The organism is Xanthobacter aminoxidans, assembly GCF_023571765.1.
Taxonomy (GTDB): domain Bacteria; phylum Pseudomonadota; class Alphaproteobacteria; order Rhizobiales; family Xanthobacteraceae; genus Xanthobacter; species Xanthobacter aminoxidans.
Genome location: NZ_JAMJXC010000006.1, coordinates 87,477 through 104,189 on the forward strand (window position 1 = coordinate 87,477; position 16,713 = coordinate 104,189).

Genomic DNA, 16,713 nt, shown 5'->3' on the forward strand with positions numbered 1-16,713 from the left:
CTTTCCGAGCTCGTGAACATGCGCGCCGCCGGCGCCAAGTCCGACGCCAAGGACGAAAAAATGGGGCCTTGGCGCATCTCGGGCGACGGGTACGCTTCTGCGAAGCGTACCCGGAGACCGTTTAGAGGAGCCGTCTCACCCCGCCAGATGCGCGATCAGCAGGCGGGAGAGCGCTTCCGGCTGTTCCACGCAAGGGATGTGCGAGGCGTCGGCGATCACCTCCAGCCGTGCGCCGGGGATGGCCGCCCTCATGGCCTCGGCCGAGGCCGGGGAGGTGGCGGGGTCCTTGTCGCCCACCACGACCAGCGTTGGCGCGGAAATGGTGCCGGCGGAGGCGGTGAGGTCGGCGTCGCGCACGGCCATGGCGCAGCCCACGTAGCCCTCCAAAGTGGTGCGGGCCACCATGTTGACGTAGCCGCGGACGATGTGGGGGACCCGCTCGCGGAAGCCGTCGGTGAACCAGCGGGCCATCACGCCGGGGGCGATGGCGGGAAGGCCGTCGCGGCGGATGCCGGCGAGGCGCTCGTTCCACACCGAGGCGGGGCCGATCTGCATGGCGGTGTCGCACAGAACGAGCCGATCCACCCGCGCCGGCGCATGGGCCGCCAGATGCTGGGCCACCATGCCGCCGATGGAAAGGCCGCAGACATGCGCCTTTTCAATGCCCAGCGCGTCGAGCAGCCCCAGCGCATCCCCGGCGAGGGCGGCGATGGAATAGCCCGTGTTCTCGTCGGGCAGCGGCGCGGAGTCGGAGAGGCCGTGGCCGCGCATGTCGTAGCGCAGGACGCGAAAGCGGGAGAGGAGGGCCGGCATCACCGCATCCCACACGAGGAAGCTGGTGCCGAGCGAATTGGCGAGCAGCAGGACCGGCGCCCCCTCCTCCCCTTCGAGCGCGTAATGGGTGGTGCGGCCGTCGACGGCGATAAAGGGCATCCGGGTCTCCTGTGGAAGATCACACGGTGGCGATGGGGGTGACGGGAGAGCCCACGGCGCCGGGCAGGCGCAGGGGAGGGGCGGTGAGCAGGAAGCGGCTGCGCCCGGCGGCGCGCAGGTGGTCGGCGAGATCGGCGAGCCACCACAATTCGCCCAGCGGCACGCCCAGCCGGAACAGGCAGTGGTGGTGCAGCGGCATGGCTGCCTGGGTCGTGGCGGCGAGGCGCTTCGCCGGCAGGTGCTCCACCGCATAATTGTCGGCGACGAGGGCCGAGATGCGGCTGTCCGAGATCCATTGCAGAAGGCGCGTGTCGCGGCCGTCGAGGGCGGCGCAGCTCTTGCCGAGGACCGAGCCGTCAGGGGTGCCGTTCATCTCCATGACGACCTGCGTGAAGCCGGTATAGAGGCAGAGGATGTCCCCCTCTTCCACCGTCACGGCCTGCGCGTCCATGGCGCGCATGAGATCGTCGTAGCCGACGAGGTGGCGCTCCCGGCCGAACAGGGAGAGCAGGTCCACCAGCACGCCGCGGCCCTGCACGCCGTGGACGGCGGCATTGTGGATGCCCAGCCGGTGCGCGCCGGAGGCGATGCCGCGCGCCTCGGCGTCGCGCGGGCCGACGATGTCGGCGCCGGCGCGGAAGCCGTTGTAATAGACCGGCTCGGGCCGGCCGTCCCCGCCCACGTCGAACAGCGCCCCCACATGGGCGAAGCTGTCCCACTGGGTGGAGTATTGCAGGCAGATCTCCACCTTGTCGTCGCTCACCACGTCCACGAGGCTGGCGTCTTCCGCGCAGAGCGTGGCGTTGAAGCGCGGCGCCTCCGGGGTGCCGGTGGGCGTCAGCACGGGCGGGACGCGGCGCGGGTTCAGCACGTTGCCGCCGGGCCGGTCGAGGGGCAGGCTGAGGCAGAAGGTGCGGCCCTCCTTCACCTCGGCGACGGCGGCGCGCACCTTGTCCGGGGTGATGAGGTTGAGGCGGCCGAGTTCGTCGTCCGGGCCGAAATCGCCCCAGGTGGAGCCTTCCGGCCGGCGGGCCCAGCGGGGATTGGAGGGCATGGAAGTCTCCGTTGTGGGGGAAGCCCGGGCGGCGCCGGAGCGAAGGTGCCGCTGCGCTCAGACCGCGCCCTTGCCCACCGTGATGCCGCCGCAGACCGGCAGCGTCTGGCCGGTGATAAAGCCGGCCTCGTCCGAGAGGAAGAACGAAACCGCCTGCGCCACATCCTCCGGCGTGCCCATGCGCCCGACGGGGATGGCCTCCACGATGGCGCGGGTGCGCGGCGCGTCGGGCGGATTGGCGGCGGTGAAGAGGGGGGTGGCGATGGGGCCGGGCGCCACGGCATTCACGGTGATGCCATCCTTGCCCAGTTCCAGCGCCCAGGTGCGGGTGGCGCCGAGCAGCCCGGCCTTGCTGGCGGCATAGGCGGTGCGCAGCTCCTTGCCGTAGGCCGCCCGGCTCGACACGTTGACGATGCGCCCGAAGCGCGCCGCCCGCATGCCCGCGAGAAGGGCCTGCGTGGCCTGGATGGCGACGCCGAGATTGAGCCGCATGACGGCGGCGAAATCCGCGCTCGTGGTGTCGTCGAGGCTGGCGGGCCGCACCATGCCCACATTGTTCACGAGGCGGGTGACGGGGCCGTGCGCGAGGGCCTCCGCAAGGGCGGCGGCGGTCGCCGCCTCGTCCATGAGATTGACGGGAACGAAGCGGGCGTCGAGGTCGGCGGGGGGCGGCTCACGGTCCAGCACCACCACGGCGCGGCCGGCGGCCAGCTCCTGCCGCACCACCGCGAGGCCGATGCCGCCTGCGCCGCCGGTGACGAGGGTGCGCGGGCTCATTTCGTCTCCGGCAGGTAGCAGACGCCGTCCACATAGGCCTTGCGCCAGCGCTGGATCTGGACGCGCTCGAACAGCCCGGCGGTGAAGAAGGGGTCCGATGCGATGAAGGCTTCCGCCTCCGCCCGCGTCTCCAGCGCCACCACGTAGAGGCCGCCGCCGGCAGCGTTGCCGTCATCGTCCAGCTTGGCGCCGCAGGCGAGCAGCAGGTGCTTGTGCGCATCGAGGAAGGCGAGGTGCGTGTCCCGCACCTGCGTGCGCAGGTCCAGCGTGCCGGGCTTGTCGAAGGTCTCGATCATGTAGGGCATGCGGCGGTCCTTCGGGCGCGGCTTCAGATGGCGGAGGGGTGGCGCGCCAGGGGCGTCACCTTGATGTCCATGAAGGGGAAGAGGGGCAGCGAGGAGAGGAGCGTGTGCAGTTCGTCTACGCTCTCAACGTCGAAGATGGAGACGTTGGCGTAGCGCCCGGCGATGCGCCAGAGGTGCACCCACTTGCCCTGCCGCTGGAGATCCTGCGCATAGGCCTTCTCCGCCGCCTTGATGGCGTCCGCCTTCTCGGCCGGAAAGTCGTGGGGAATGTTCACCTGCATCTCGACATGGAACAGCATGGTCTTCGCCTTCTGGACGGCACAAAGCTGAGGAAAGACCCCGGGCGCCCGCGCTGCAAGTGCGCGCAGGCGCCCGAGGGCGCGCCGGAACCGGGGAGGAGACGGCCCGGCGCGCGCGAGACTTACTTCTTCACCAGCGGGCAGGTGCTCTCGCTGAGCGGCTGGAAGGCTTCGTCGCCCGGGATCACGCGGACGATCTCGTAATAGTCCCAGGGGCCCTTGGACTCCTTCGGGGACTTCACCTTGGCGAGATACATGTCGTGCACCATGCGGCCGTCGGGACGGATCTTGCCGTTCTTGGCGAACATGTCGTCGATGGGCAGCTCGCGCATCTTGGCGATCACCTTCTCGCCCTCGTCCGTGCCGGCGGCCTCGGCGGCCTTCAGATAGTGCAGCACGGAGGAATAGACGCCGGCATGCACCATGGTGGGCATCTTGCCCTTCATGCGTTCAGCGAAGCGCTTGGAGAAGGCGCGGGTCTTCTCGTCCGTGTCCCAGTAGAAGCCGGTGGTCAGCACCATGCCCTGGGCGGCGTCGAGGCCCACCGAGTGGATGTCGGTGAGGAACAGCAGCAGCGCCGCGAGCGTCTGACCGCCCTGGGTGATGCCGAACTCGCGCGCCTGCTTGATGGTGTTGATGGTGTCGGAGCCGGCGTTCGCCATGGCGATGATCTTGGCGCCGGAGGCCTGCGCCTGGAGCAGATAGGACGAGACGTCGGACGTGCCAAAGGGATGGGCCACCGAACCCTTCACCGTACCGCCCTTCTCCTTCACGATCTTGGCCACCTGGTTCTCCAGATCGTGGCCGAAGGTGTAGTCGGCGGTGATGAAGTACCAGGTCTTGAAGCCTTCGCTCACCAGCGCGTTGCCGGTGCCGGCGGCCAGCGAATAGACGTCATAGGTCCAGTGCAGGCCGGTGGGCGAGCAGGCCTTGTTGGTCAGCGACATGGATGCCGCGCCGGAATTGATGTCGACCTTGCCCTTCTCCTTGGCCACCTCGCGCACCGCGAGCGCCGCCACGGAGCCGTTGATGTCGAAGATGGCATCCACGTCCTGCGTGTCATACCACTTGCGGGCGGTGGCGGAGGCAATGTCCGCCTTGTTCTGATGGTCGGCGGAAACCAGCTCCACCGGCTTGCCGTTGATGGGCTTGCCGAAATCCTCGATGGCCATCTTCGCGGCTTCCACCGAGCCCGCGCCGGCGAGGTCCGAATAGGCCCCCGACATGTCGGTCAGCACGCCGATCTTCACGCCGCCGCCGGCATACTGGGCGGCCGCGGGGGCGACCATCATGGCGCTGGCGAGGAGCGCGGCTGCGAAGGGCACCGCGAGGGCCTTGGTCTTCATGTTTCCTCCTGAGGGTGAAAGGGCGCGCTGGTCAGGGCGTCCGGATGGCGAGGCGCGACGGGGCTCCCACGGGATTTGGCGGGCCAAAGGAACCCGAAGTGCCGGATGGCAGGAGCAGGGCGTCATCGCGAATGAGGGCTTCCGCCATGGCGTGCATCCGGATCAGAATTTGTGCGAATAGCGAACTTTTATGCGGCAATTCGTACGGCGCGGTCGCCTCCAGCGTCAAGCAGATTCCATGCTGCACCTGCTAACGAAGGCTTGGCATTTGAATGATTCCTGTTCTGATATCTGGCGTCTCGGCGATCGCACCGATCGTTCCGGATGGGAGCCTGCCAAGCGTGCTTGCCTTCCAATTTTGTTCGCATTACGAACTAATGATGTCGTCTACGCACGGAAGGGGCGCGTCATGACCGAAGGCCGGAGCGGTCCCGTCACCCTCGTGGGCGGCGGCAGCATGGGGGTGGGCTGGGCCATCGTGTTCGCCCGGTCGGGGCTCGATGTGCGGGTGCACGACGCCTCCGCGGATGTGCGCCGTGGGGTGCTACCAGCCGTGGCCGAGCGCCTCGCCGCGCTCGCGGCCCATGGTCTCCTCGACGAAGCGCCACGGGCGGTGATGGCCCGGGTGAGGGTGGTCGATACCCTGGCCGATGCGCTCGACGGCGCCATCCATGTGCAGGAGAGCGTGCCGGAACGGCTCGACCTGAAGAGGGAGCTGTTCCGCGCGATGGACGAGATGGCACCGCCGGATGCGGTCTTGGCGAGCTCCACCTCCTCGCTGCCGGCCTCGGAATTCGCGGAGGATCTGCCCGGGCGGGCGCGCTGCCTCGTCGCCCACCCGGCCAATCCGCCCCATCTTCTTCCCATCGTGGAGATCGTGCCGGCCCCCTTCACCGATCCCGCCGCCGCCGAGCGCACCCGCGTGCTCATGGCGCGCGCAGGGCAGGTGCCGGTGGTGCTGAAGCGCGAGGTCAACGGCTTCATCTACAATCGCCTGCAGGGCGCCGTGCTGCGCGAAGCCTACTGGATGCTGGAACAGGGCATCGCGGACGTGGCCGACATCGACCGGGTGATGACGTCCGGCCTGGGGCTTCGCTGGTCCATCGTCGGGCCGTTCGAGACGTCGGATCTCAATTATCGCGGCGGCCTCGCCGAGCACGCCCGCCGCATGGGCGAGCGCTACCGGCAGATGGGGGCCGAGCGCGGCCAGCCGGAAGGGTGGAGCGAGGCCCTCGTCGCCCGCGCCACGGCCGAGCGGCGGGCGCTGCTGCCGCTGGAGGACTGGGAGGCCCGCGTCGCCTGGCGCGACGAGCGCCTGATGGCGGCCCGCGGGGCGGAACACAAGGCGGCTGGGCAGGCCAACGTCGCCCCCTATAATGCGCCGGCGGGATCGACCGCCGCCGGCGGGGAGGGCGCATGACGACGGGCGAGGTGCTGGAGCGCGCCGGGGCGGGCGAGGACAAGGACTATGTCCAGTCCCTCGTGCGCGGTCTGGAGGTGATCCGCGCCTTCAGCCAGTACAAGCCCCGCATGACGCTCAGCGAGGTGGCCCAGCACACCGGCCTGACCCGCGCCGCGGCCCGCCGCTTCCTGCTCACTCTGGTGCGCGAAGGATATGCGGAGACGGACGGCAAGCTCTTCGCCTTGCGCCCCAAGGTGCTGGAGCTGGGCTTCGCCTACCTGTCCTCCCTGCCCATGTGGGAGGTGGCGCAGCCGGTCATGCGCGACGTGGTGAACACGCTGCAGGAATCCTGCTCCCTCTCGGTGCTGGACGGGGACGACATCGTCTATGTGGCCCGCGTGCCCACGGCGCGGGTGATGACCATCGGCCTGTCCATCGGCTCGCGCCTGCCGGCCTTCTGCAGCTCCATGGGCCGGGTGCTGCTCGCCGGCCTGCCCCCCGCCGAACTCGCGGTGTTCTACGACCGGGTGCGGATCGAGAAGCGCACGCCCCGCACGGTCGCCACCATGGTGGCCCTGAAGGAGGCGGTGGAGAATGCGCGCCGGCAGGGCTGGGCGCTGGTGGACCAGGAGCTGGAACTCGGCCTGCGCTCCATCGCCGTGCCCGTGCGCAACCGCCGCGGCGAGGTGCTGGCGGCGCTCAACGTCTCCACCCATGAGGGCCGCTCCTCCATCGAGGCGATGCGGAGCCAGTTCCTGCCGGTGCTGCTCGACGCCGCCCAGCGCATCTCGGCCGCACTGTCGCAATAGGGGCCCCGGGGCCTCAGCGCGCCCCGATGGACTGCATCACGTGCTTGACCAGCGCGCGCTCGGAGCCGACGCCGGTCTTGCGATACATGCGCAGCCGGCAGTTCTTGATGGTGCCCTTGCTGAGGCTGAGCTTCTGGGCGATCTCGCCGGTGGTCTGCCCGTTCATCAGCAGCAGCAGGATCTCGCGCTCGCGCGGCGTGAAGATGCCGAGGGCGTCCTCCAGCAGGCGGTCGGGATCGTCCTCAACCCCGCGCTGCGGCGCATCGAGCACATACATGCGTCCGCCCGGCGCGAGCGGGAAGTCGCGGTCGAAGACCTCCACCTTCACGGTCAGCGGGCCTGCCGCATGGATCGTCCCGCCCGGCGCCACGCGCAGGGCCTCCACCGCGTCGCCAAGGGCAGGCGCGCGCCGGACGGCGTCGCGCCAGGCGTCATTGGCGAAGACATCCACGCCGAAGCGGTCCTCGATGAGGGTGGGGCGGGTGATGAAGCCCTCCACCTGCGTCCCGCGCGGGTTGCGCAGGTCGTTGAACAGGGCGCCCAGATGGGAGCGGTGGAAGCCCTCCAGCATGGGGAAGATCAGCCGCGCCCGCTCGATGTCGGTCGGCGAGAAGCGCCCGGTCTCCCGCTCCAGGAACAGGCCGAAGCAGCAATGGCCGACGGTGGAGAAGAACATGCCCAGCTCGTCCGAGATGCTGGCCAGCGTCTGGAACACCTTGTGGTACATGTCCCACGAGCGGCCGGGCGAGCCCACGTCGTTCAGCATCAGCACGCCGGGACTGCCGTTCTTTCTCCAGTATTCGGAGAAGGGGTCCACCGACGAATAGAGGTTGGTGTAATAGGCGACCACGTCGCTCGCCACGTCCTTGGTGTAGAGCACATCCGGCGGCGCCACGCGCGAATAGCGGATGATCCAGCAGGCATCGTGGTTGATGGCGGCGCCGGCGAGTTCCACCAGTTCCCGGTGGAAGCGGTCCGAGCCGATCACGCGGGCCACCTCGCCCACGCGCGCGAACCATTCCGGGCTGTTCAGACGCACGGCGCTGTAGCGGGCAGGTTTGGCAGCGGGCCGGGGTTGATCGGCGTCGACCATCGCAACATGCCCCAACGGATTCGCCACGCGCGAAATTCTTGTTGCGGCGAATAAAGCCCAAGCTTCGGTGCTTGGCAATTCTGGGGCGCGCGCGAAGGGACCATCATGGGACTCGCTTCAGAAAAATGGGGCCGGCCGAAGCCGGCCCCAAGGGGAAGGGCCGGAGAGCGCGATTGGGACGGAACGCTCTCCGGCGAGCGCCCAGGGGGGAAGCTCCTCGGAGGAAGCCCGGAGAGAACCCTGGGGCACGACGGCCTGAGGTGGCTAAGGTTTCAGGCCGTACGTTCTTCAAGCGGATGGGTGCGCAGGCGCAGCGGGTCGTAGAAGGGCGTCTTCACCACCCGCGCCGCGAACGTGCCGTCGGCACCGCGGACCTCCAGCTCGGTGCCGCAAGCGGACAGCTCCGGCACCACATGGGCGAGGGCGAGGGAGCGCATGAGATAGCGGCTGTAGGCGGTGGAGTTCACCAGCCCCACTTCCTTGCCGTCCCGGAACAGCTTGGCGCCGGGTTCCACGGCGGCGTGGTGGTCGATCTCGACCCCCACCTGCGCCACCCGCTCCTGCCCCTTGCGGCGCACCAGCGCGTCGCGGCCGCGGAAGGCGGGCTTGGACAGGTCCACCGTCCAGCCGAGGCCCACTTCCCACGGGGTGGTGTCGCCCTGTGGCATGTCGTAGGGGAAGAACAGCAGGCCACCCTCCACCCGCACCACGTCGAGGCAGGACCAGGAGACCGGCATGGCTCCGACCGGCTTTCCGGCGGCGAGAATGGCATCCCACAGGGCCACGGCATCGGCCGCCGCGCAGAACACCTCGTAGCCCCGCTCGGCGGAATATCCGCCGCGGGCGATGGACACCGGACGGCCGAACAGCGTCGTGCGCTGGTGCCCGAAATAGGGCAGGGTCTCCAGCGCGAACGGGGTGTTCGGGTTGAGGATGTCGAGCGCCTTCGGCCCCTGCAGGGACATGATGTGGACGTCGTTGTCCTTGGTGAAGGTCACGTCCCGGCCCGCCGCGACGCCGGGCAGGATGTCTTCCAGCGAGCCGCCGCCGTGGGAGATGCGATAGGCATTCGGCCCGTCGCAATAGATCAGCACGTCGTCGATGAGCGAGCCGTTCTCGTCCACCACGCTGGTGAGCGAGGAGGCGCCGGGCGCGATCTTCGAGATGTCCGAGGTGCACATCTCGTTCAGCACGGCGAGCGCTTCCTTGCCCGCCACGTCGATCATGCGCAGCGCGGAGACGTCGAACAGGCCGGCGGCGGTGCGCACCGCGATGACCTCGTCATAGGTGTCGGTGGCGTAGTTCTGCGGCACCGGCATGTCGTTCCAGGAAGCCTCGAAGGCGGTGCCGAGCGCGCGGTGGCGGTCGGACAGCGCGGAGAGGCGCGAGAAGGCGGAAAGTCCCTGTGTCATCCTGCATGTTCCTTGCGGATCAGAGGTGGAAGAAGAGGTCGGAGAGGATCACCACCGCGATGCCGGCGATGAGCGCGAGGTAGGGCAGGATGCCGGCGCGCTTCTGGGTCTTCGTCCCGTCGCCGACCTGCAGGTCCTCGAAGGTCTCGTGCGGGAACTTGCCGCCGTCCTGCACATAGTGCCGGAAGATGAAGACCGGGATGATGAGGGCGGCGGTGATGAGACCCGCCCACAGCGCCACCGGGTTCCACACCTTGGCGCCCGCGCCCATGAAGACCGCATTGGCGAAGGCGAAGACGGTGCCGAGCACGAGGAGGAAGGTGGGGGCCTTGTAGGGCCGCGCCACATGCCCGGAATCGATGCGGTGGATCCAGCCCGAGTTGAGGTTCAGGAAGTTGAAGATGATGTAGCCGACATTGGCGACCGCCAGCACGAAGAAGAAGCTGGTGGCATCGGCGCAGGCGATGGCGAGCAGCACGAGGTTGAACCACAGGTCCGTCCACATGGCCCGCGTGGGCGCGCCGTGCTCGTTCACATGGCCGAGGAAGCGCGGCAGCCAGCCGTCCACGGCGCCCTGGTAGAGGGTGCGCGAGGAGCCCGCCATGGCCGTCATGATGGACAGCATCAGCGCGAGGATCATGAGCATCACGAGGGCGCTCTCGACGATCTTGCCGCCGCCCACCATGTGCGCCAGCGCCTGGGCGACGCCCGAGCCGTCCACGATGGCCGGGTCCAGCATTCCGGTCAGTCCCAGCGCGCCCTGGAATGTGAAGGGCACGAGGATGAACAGCGCGAGGCACAGGAGGCCCGAGTAGAAGATGGCCTTGAAGGTGTCCTTCTCGGGATTGCGGAACTCGCTGGTGTAGCAGACGGCGGTCTCGAAGCCGTAGGTGGACCAGGCGGCGATGAACAGGCCGCCGAGCACCAGCGTCCAGCCCGGGATGTTCCAGCTGCCGGGATCGGCCGCGCCGGCTGCGGCGAGCGGCACCAGCGGCGAGAAATTCCCCCAGTCCACCTTGCCGGTGAGGATCGGCACAAGGCCGACGATGATCATGGGAATGATGACCGAGAGGCCGATCCACTTCTGCACGCTGGCGGTGCCCATGATGCCCCGGTGCTGGATGGCGAACACCACCAGCATCAGCGTTGCGCCCACGAAGAAGGAGGCATTCAGCGAGAAGGAGACGGGGCCGATGGCGTGGGAGAACAGCGTCCAGTCACGCACCGCCGGCGTCAGCGCCGCAACGGCCGCCGCGGCCTTCTCGGCATCGGTGCCGGTGAGGGTCGTGGCATGGGCGGCGATCCACTGCGCCACCTCCGCGCTGTTCACCGCCGGGATGGGGGCGAAGGCGTTGAGGATGTAGGCGGCGGCGATGGTGCAGCCGAGCGAGAGCACCGGGCTCCAGGCGAACCAGTTGCACCACACCGAGAGTGGCGCCACCAGCTTCACGTAGCGCACCCAGGCGGCCGCGCCATAGATGGAGGCGCCGCCCGACTTGTTCGGGAACAGGCCGGCGATCTCGGCATAGATGAAGGACTGGATGAAGCCCATGCCGATGGAGATGGCCCAGACGAGGAAGGAGAGCGTGCCGGTGGTGCCGGCGATGCCGCCGATGGAGAAGAGCACGAGCGCGGGCACGCCGCTCGCCACCCAGAAGGCTCCGGTCCAGCTGATGGAGCGGTGCAGTTTCCCGTCACCCTCCGTTGTCGCGTGAATGTTGGTTATCGTCGTCACGGTGTCCTCCCTTGCCCGGTGCTTCGGGGCGACGGCATGCGTGCCCGGCCCGGATGGTGTCTGTCGTCACCCTTGCGGCGCTTCCGACGAAATCGGAGGTCGCTCTTCTTGCCTCTGGACGCGATCGTCATGGCCGGATGCCGGGACCGATTTGGCGCTCGGTCCCGGCCCGGATTTTCAGCTGTGCTCTACTGGATGCCCTTCTGCTTCCTCAGCTCCTCGGCGATCTCCAGCATGTCGCCGACTATGCCGTAGCGGGCGATGGTGAAGATGGAGGCCTCGGGGTCCTTGTTGATCGCCACGATGTTCTCCACGTGCTTCATGCCCCACTGGTGCTGCACCGAGCCGGAGATGCCCATGGCGATGTAGAGGTTGCACTTGGCCGCCAGCTGGCCGGACTGGCCCACCTGACGCGCCTTGGGCAGCCAGCCGTTGTCGGCGATGGGCCGCGAGCAGCCGAGCGTCGCGCCGAGGCCCTCCGCCAGCTCCAGGAACTGCGCCACGTTCGCCTCGTCCCCGACCCCGCGGCCGATGGAGAGGATGAAGGGCGAGCCGGGGATGTCGATGCCACCAGAAGCCGGCGGATCGCGCCAGTCGAGATGCTTGCTGCGTGCCGCGCCCGCACCCGCGTCGAGGGCGGAAACGGTGGGGCTGGCCGCCGCCGTCTCCGGCGCGAAGGCACCGCCGCGCAGGGTGAGGAGAACGCCGGAGCGGCCGGGAAAGTCGATCTCCACGAAGACCTTCTCGTTGTAGCCGGCGCGCGTCGCCACCACCTGTCCGTCCTCGACCGCGACACCGAACACGTCGGTGGCAAAGCCGAGGCCCTCGCCGATGGCGACGGCGGGGGCGAGGGAGAAGCTGTCGACGCTGTGCGGCATCAGCACCAGCGATGGTGAGCGCTGGGCGATGACGGCGCGCAGCACCGCCTCGTAGACGTGCGGCTCGTAGGTCGCCGCGTCGGGACGGGCGACGGTGATGACCTCGTCCACCGCACCGACGCTGACGGCCGCCACCAGGGGGGCGGGATCGGCCGCGATGACGAGGACCGTGACGGGACCGCCGAGGGCCGCCTTGAGCGTGCCGGCGGCGCCGATGGCCTCCAGCGTGGCGTCGCGCAGGGTGCCGCGCCGGTGCTCGGCCAGGATGAGAATTCCGGACATCAGCCGTTCACCTCCGAAATGATCTCCAGGAGACGGGCCACCTGCTGGGAAGGCGTACCCGCAATGATCTCGCCGCGCCCGCGCTCGGGCACGAACACGCGCCGCACCCGGCTGAGCGCGCCGGCGCCGCCGATCTCGGCGTCGGCAAGGCCGACGTCGTGGGGCGTCAGGCACTCGATGGGCTTGGCGTTGGCCTGCTTGATGGAGCGCAGGGAGGCGTAGCGCGGCGTGTTGATGCCGAGCTGGATGGTGAGCACCGCGGGCGTCTCCACCTCGATGCGCTCCACCAGGCCGCCTTCCAGTTCCCGCTCCACCTGCGCGGTGGCGGCACCGGGGGTGAAGTCGAGCTTCGAGACCACCGCCGTGCGCGCCCAGCCGAGCAGCGCAGCGACCGACATGCCGGTCTGAGCGTTGCCCTGGTCGGCGGATTGCGCGCCGCACAGCACGAGGCCGGGCTCCTCGTTCTCCGCCACCTTGGCGATGACGCGGGCGATGGCCACGCGGTCCGCCTCTTCGAGCCCCGCATCGTCCACGCGGATGGCGCGGTCGGCCCCCTTGGCGAGGGCCTTGCGCAGCACGTCGTCGGCATCGTCGGGGCCGATGGTCAGAACCACCACCTCGACCGAGCCCTCGGGCGCGGCTTCCTTGATCTGGACCGCTGCTTCCAGCGCGTACTCGTCGAATTCGTTGAGGTCGAACTCGCAGAAATCCGGGTCGACATCGCGACCATCGTCGTTGAGCTCGAACTCGTCATCGAGCGAGGCGACGCGTTTCACCGGCACGAGTATTTTCATGGGTGCCCTCACGGCTGTGGGAAGGTTTCGAGGTGCCTGCGTGCGGCGCGCCCTGCGGCCGCGGCGTGGGTGACGGCGCGCTTGCCCACCGCGAAGCGCACCTGCGGCGCGTCGTCGTCGGCTGAGCCCCAGGCATCCGCCACCGGAAGGTTCGGATGGCGGACGGCAAAAGCGCGGTTGAGGGGATAGGGATCGTCCAGCAGCAGGCGCAGGGCCGTTGCCGGGGCATCGGGATTGAGCGCGACGGCACGGCGCACGTCCGCCTGCCCGTGGCGGGTGAGGCGGCGGAGCGCGGCGTCCCGCGCCTGCGGGTTGCGGGCGACTGCGGAGGCGACATCCACCGCGTCTTCCTGTTCGAGCGCGCGCAGGGCCTCGACCGGAAGATCGGGGCGGCAGGCCACGGCGGCGCGCACCCATTCGTCGCCATCGCGGGCGAGGGTCGCGAGCACGTCGGCCGGGCAGGCCGGATTGCGGCCGGCGGCATGGCGCACCCGCGCCTCGGCATCGCCGCCCAGCTGCTGGATGAGGCCGGCGGGGAGCGCCGGATTGCGGGCGAGCCAGACCCGCACCCACACGTCGCCGTCGCGGGAGAGGGCTTCCGCCAGATCCTCCGGCAAGGCCACATGGCGGGCCTGGGCGCGGCGCACCCGCACGTCGCCGTCATCGGTCAAAGCCGGTTCCTGGCCCTCCGCATGAAGGCGCAGGGCCTCCGCGCGGACGGCCGGATCGGGATCACCCATCAGCGCCTGACGCAGGCTCGGCGGCAGCACGGGATTGGAGGCCGCCCGGCGGCGGATGGCGGCATCGGCATCGACGCACGCATCGGCCACCTGCGTGAGCGGGCAATGGGGGTGGGCCACCGCCTCGGCGCGCACCACGGCATCGCCGCCCGCGAGCAAAGTGCGCAGCAGATCCGCATCCGCCTGCGGGTGGCGGGCGAGGGCGGCGCGCTCCGCGGCATCCGCGTGGTCCAGCAGGGCATGGAGGGCGACGGCCGGTGTTCCGGCATTGCGCAGCAGCGCGGCGCGCACGGCGGCGTCCGCATGCATGGCGAGGCCGATGAGCGCCACGGCCGGCGTGTGAGCATGGGCGGCCAGCGCCTTGCGGGTCTCCGCATCGTCCATCTGCCGCGCCAGGCGCAGCAGCGTCGCGCCTGAGGTGGCCGGGTTGCGCACGATGCGCTGGAGGATGGCGGGCCGGTCCTCGCCGGCGAGGAGGGCGAGGAAGGCCGGCGGCGCGAAGGGCAGCGCGGCAAACACCAGCTTCAGGCGCGCATTGGAGAGCAGCAGCCGCGCCAGCGCCGCCTGCGCCCACTCCGCGCCCTCCGCCCCGTAGGCCGGCAGCGCCAGATAGGCGTCGCCCCGGGCGATGAGCGCTCCCGTCAAGGCGGCCATGTTGGCTGGCGCGCGCATCGCTCAGCCGACCTCGGCGTGGGCGGGGAGGACGGCAGGCTCCTCGGGCTCCAGCGCCTCGGCGAGCAGCTCGGTCAGCTCCAATACCCGGAAGTTGCGCTCGTTGCCGGTGGTCTTCACCGCGTCCTCGAGCATGGTCATGCACTTGGGGCAGTTGACCACCAGAGCATCGAGGCCATGGATCTCGGCGGCTTCCCGCGCGCGGATCTCGCCCACCTTGGTGGTGCCGGGCGGATCGGGCACCCACACCCGGCCGCCGCCACCGCCGCAGCAGAAGGAATTGTCGCGGCTCTTGCCCATCTCCACCAGCTTCACGCCGGTGGCCGCGAGCAGCTCGCGCGGGGCGTCATAGCCCTTGTTGAGGCGGCCTAGGTGGCAGGGGTCGTGATAGGTGACGGTGAAGTCGAGTTTCCGCGCGGGGGTGATGCGCCCGTCCGCCATCAGCTCCTTCAGGAAGGCGCTGGCGTGGCTCACGTCATAGGTGCCGCCGAGGTCGGGATACTCGTTCTTCAGCGTGTTGAAGGAGTGCGGATCGGTGGTGACGATGCGGTTGAAGCTGCAATCGCCGAGCGTCGAGATGTTGCCTTCCGCGAGCTGCTGGAACAGGCCCTCCTCGCCCACACGCCGCACGTCGTTGCCGGCCGTGGTCTCGCCCTCGTAGAGGATGCCGAAGTCGATGCCCGCGGAGTGGAGAATGCGGGCGAAGGCGCGGCTGACCTTCTGGTTGCGCGGGTCGAAGCTCGCATAGTCGCCCACGAACCAGAGCACATCCACGGGCTCCTTGCGCGCGTCCTTGATCTTGAACGGCAGATCCTTGGTCCAGTTGGGGCGCTTGCGGCGGCTTTCGTTGAAACAGTTGCCGGTCTTGTTCACCGCCCCGAGGGTGCGCTGGAGGGCCGGGTCCATCTCGCCTTCGTCCACCAGGGTGCGCCGGAGCATGTTGATGAGCGGCACGTGCTCCACCCCCACCGGGCAGATCTCCGTGCAGGCGCCGCACTGGCGGCAGGACCACAGGGTCTCCGGCCGGTATTCGCCGGTGGCGAGGCCGATGAGGGGCGCGGCGCAGCCGGCGGCGCGGGGCTTGGGCAGCACCTCGCCGAGATGGGTGTTGGCCTGCTCGCGCAGTGTCAGCACCACGTCGCGCGGGGAGAGCGGATAGCCGGCGGCGCGCGCCGGGCAGGCCTCGTGGCAGCGGCCGCACTTGGTGCAGGCGTCCGCCTGGACGAGATAGCGGCTCGCAACGTCGCCCAGCTCGCGATAGCCGATGCGGTCGGCATCGAGATCGCCCAGCGGCAGGTGGCGGATGGCCTCGGGATTGCGCAGCAGCCACGAGGCGGCGGCGGTGAAGATGTGCTTCGCCTTGGTGTAGGGAATGAGCGCGATGAAAGTGAGCGCCAGCACGCCGTGCAGCCACCACAGCCCCATGCGCAGCGCACCCGCGCCGGCGCTGGTGAAGCCCACCGCCTTCAGGCCAGCGGCGATGGACGCGCCCACCGGGGCCCACCAGCGCGTGTCCCACACCGCCGGATCATTCTGGAGCCACACCATGCGGGCGCCGGAGAGCAGGAAGCCGGTGATGCCGATGAGCAGCAGGGTCCAGAGAAACGCCCAGTCCTCGATGCGGTAGCGCTCGCGGGAGAAGTCGGCGTCCTGCGGCGTGCGGTCGGGCCGGGCATAATCGAGCTTCGGCGGCTTCAGCCAGCCGCGCCGCCACATCATGTAGAGGAGGCCGCAGATGAAGCCGGTGCCGGCGAGCGTCATCGTGAGCTTGAACAGCAAATAGAAGTGGCCGTGCCAGAATTCGAGGCCGATCAGCGGGCCGAGAATGTCTTCCTGCAGCGTGATAGTGGCGGTGCCGATGAACAGCAGCGTGAAGCCGTAGAAGATGAAAGCATGGAGCCGCCCGGCGGTGGTGTCGCGCCGGCGCAGCGTGCGATGGGAGGCGATGGTCTTCGCCGTGTCGAGCAGCCTGCGGCCGATGTCGCCCCAGGCGAGGCGCGTCCCCCGGCGTCCGGCGCGATACTTGTGCACCTGGGCGTAGACGCCCCAGGCGAACGCCGCCATGCAGCCGATGGCATAGACATAGAAGATCGCGAGCATCCAGGGCGAAAAATCCTGGAACAGGATGCGCGTGACCTTGGATGGATCGATGCCGCTCGGAATCATGTGCTGCTCGCCCTCT

15 protein-coding genes are annotated in these 16,713 nt (G+C 69.3%); 2 read left to right on the forward strand and 13 right to left on the reverse strand.

What is annotated here, in order from left to right:
* Positions 1-135: 135 nt before the first annotated feature.
* The 6 genes from pcaD to EJ105_RS11615 form a co-directional block, all read right to left on the reverse strand.
* The gene (gene pcaD / locus EJ105_RS11590; protein WP_250166453.1) at positions 136-933 is read right to left on the reverse strand and encodes a 3-oxoadipate enol-lactonase; all 798 of its coding nucleotides are present in this window, start codon (positions 931-933) and stop codon (positions 136-138) included.
* Between the two features lie 19 nt (positions 934-952).
* Positions 953-1,987, reverse strand: coding sequence for a cyclase family protein (locus EJ105_RS11595; protein ID WP_250166454.1), 1,035 nt, complete (start codon positions 1,985-1,987; stop codon positions 953-955).
* 57 nt (positions 1,988-2,044) lie between these two features.
* Positions 2,045-2,764, reverse strand: coding sequence for an SDR family oxidoreductase (locus EJ105_RS11600; RefSeq protein WP_250166455.1), 720 nt, complete (start codon positions 2,762-2,764; stop codon positions 2,045-2,047).
* Positions 2,761-3,069, reverse strand: a complete 309-nt coding sequence (locus EJ105_RS11605) for a YciI family protein (protein WP_250166456.1) — start codon at positions 3,067-3,069, stop codon at positions 2,761-2,763. The genes EJ105_RS11600 and EJ105_RS11605 overlap by 4 nt, the downstream gene beginning before the upstream one ends.
* Before the next feature lie 23 nt (positions 3,070-3,092).
* A complete protein-coding gene (catC, locus tag EJ105_RS11610) occupies positions 3,093-3,368 on the reverse strand; it encodes a muconolactone Delta-isomerase (protein ID WP_024277638.1) in 276 nt (91 codons plus the stop codon).
* Between the two features lie 122 nt (positions 3,369-3,490).
* The gene (locus tag EJ105_RS11615) at positions 3,491-4,714 is read right to left on the reverse strand and encodes an ABC transporter substrate-binding protein (protein WP_250166457.1); all 1,224 of its coding nucleotides are present in this window, start codon (positions 4,712-4,714) and stop codon (positions 3,491-3,493) included.
* 409 nt (positions 4,715-5,123) lie between these two features.
* Between EJ105_RS11615 and EJ105_RS11620 the strand changes: the two genes are divergently transcribed.
* Both EJ105_RS11620 and EJ105_RS11625 read left to right on the forward strand, forming a co-directional pair.
* Positions 5,124-6,134, forward strand: a complete 1,011-nt coding sequence (locus EJ105_RS11620) for a 3-hydroxyacyl-CoA dehydrogenase (RefSeq protein ID WP_250166458.1) — start codon at positions 5,124-5,126, stop codon at positions 6,132-6,134.
* On the forward strand, positions 6,131-6,925 hold the full coding sequence (locus tag EJ105_RS11625; protein ID WP_051679036.1) for an IclR family transcriptional regulator: 795 nt from the start codon (positions 6,131-6,133) through the stop codon (positions 6,923-6,925). Before EJ105_RS11620 ends, EJ105_RS11625 begins: the two co-directional genes overlap by 4 nt.
* A 13-nt stretch (positions 6,926-6,938) precedes the next feature.
* Here the strand turns inward: EJ105_RS11625 and EJ105_RS11630 are convergent, their stop codons facing one another.
* From EJ105_RS11630 to EJ105_RS11660, 7 genes are all read right to left on the reverse strand, one after another.
* Positions 6,939-8,018, reverse strand: a complete 1,080-nt coding sequence (locus EJ105_RS11630) for a helix-turn-helix transcriptional regulator (protein ID WP_029557240.1) — start codon at positions 8,016-8,018, stop codon at positions 6,939-6,941.
* A 272-nt stretch (positions 8,019-8,290) separates the two neighbouring features.
* The gene (locus tag EJ105_RS11635; protein WP_250166459.1) at positions 8,291-9,430 is read right to left on the reverse strand and encodes an aminomethyl transferase family protein; all 1,140 of its coding nucleotides are present in this window, start codon (positions 9,428-9,430) and stop codon (positions 8,291-8,293) included.
* Positions 9,431-9,449: 19 nt separating this feature from the next.
* A complete protein-coding gene (locus EJ105_RS11640; protein WP_029557242.1) occupies positions 9,450-11,165 on the reverse strand; it encodes a trimethylamine N-oxide permease in 1,716 nt (571 codons plus the stop codon).
* Positions 11,166-11,353: 188 nt separating this feature from the next.
* On the reverse strand, positions 11,354-12,325 hold the full coding sequence (locus EJ105_RS11645; protein ID WP_250166460.1) for an electron transfer flavoprotein subunit alpha/FixB family protein: 972 nt from the start codon (positions 12,323-12,325) through the stop codon (positions 11,354-11,356).
* On the reverse strand, positions 12,325-13,119 hold the full coding sequence (locus tag EJ105_RS11650) for an electron transfer flavoprotein subunit beta/FixA family protein (RefSeq protein ID WP_250166461.1): 795 nt from the start codon (positions 13,117-13,119) through the stop codon (positions 12,325-12,327). The genes EJ105_RS11645 and EJ105_RS11650 overlap by 1 nt, the downstream gene beginning before the upstream one ends.
* A gap of 8 nt (positions 13,120-13,127) precedes the next feature.
* The gene (locus EJ105_RS11655; RefSeq protein ID WP_250166462.1) at positions 13,128-14,531 is read right to left on the reverse strand and encodes a hypothetical protein; all 1,404 of its coding nucleotides are present in this window, start codon (positions 14,529-14,531) and stop codon (positions 13,128-13,130) included.
* Positions 14,532-14,534: 3 nt separating this feature from the next.
* Entirely contained in the window at positions 14,535-16,697 is a 2,163-nt protein-coding gene (locus EJ105_RS11660) for a heterodisulfide reductase-related iron-sulfur binding cluster (RefSeq protein ID WP_250166463.1), read from the reverse strand.
* Positions 16,698-16,713 lie beyond the last annotated feature (16 nt).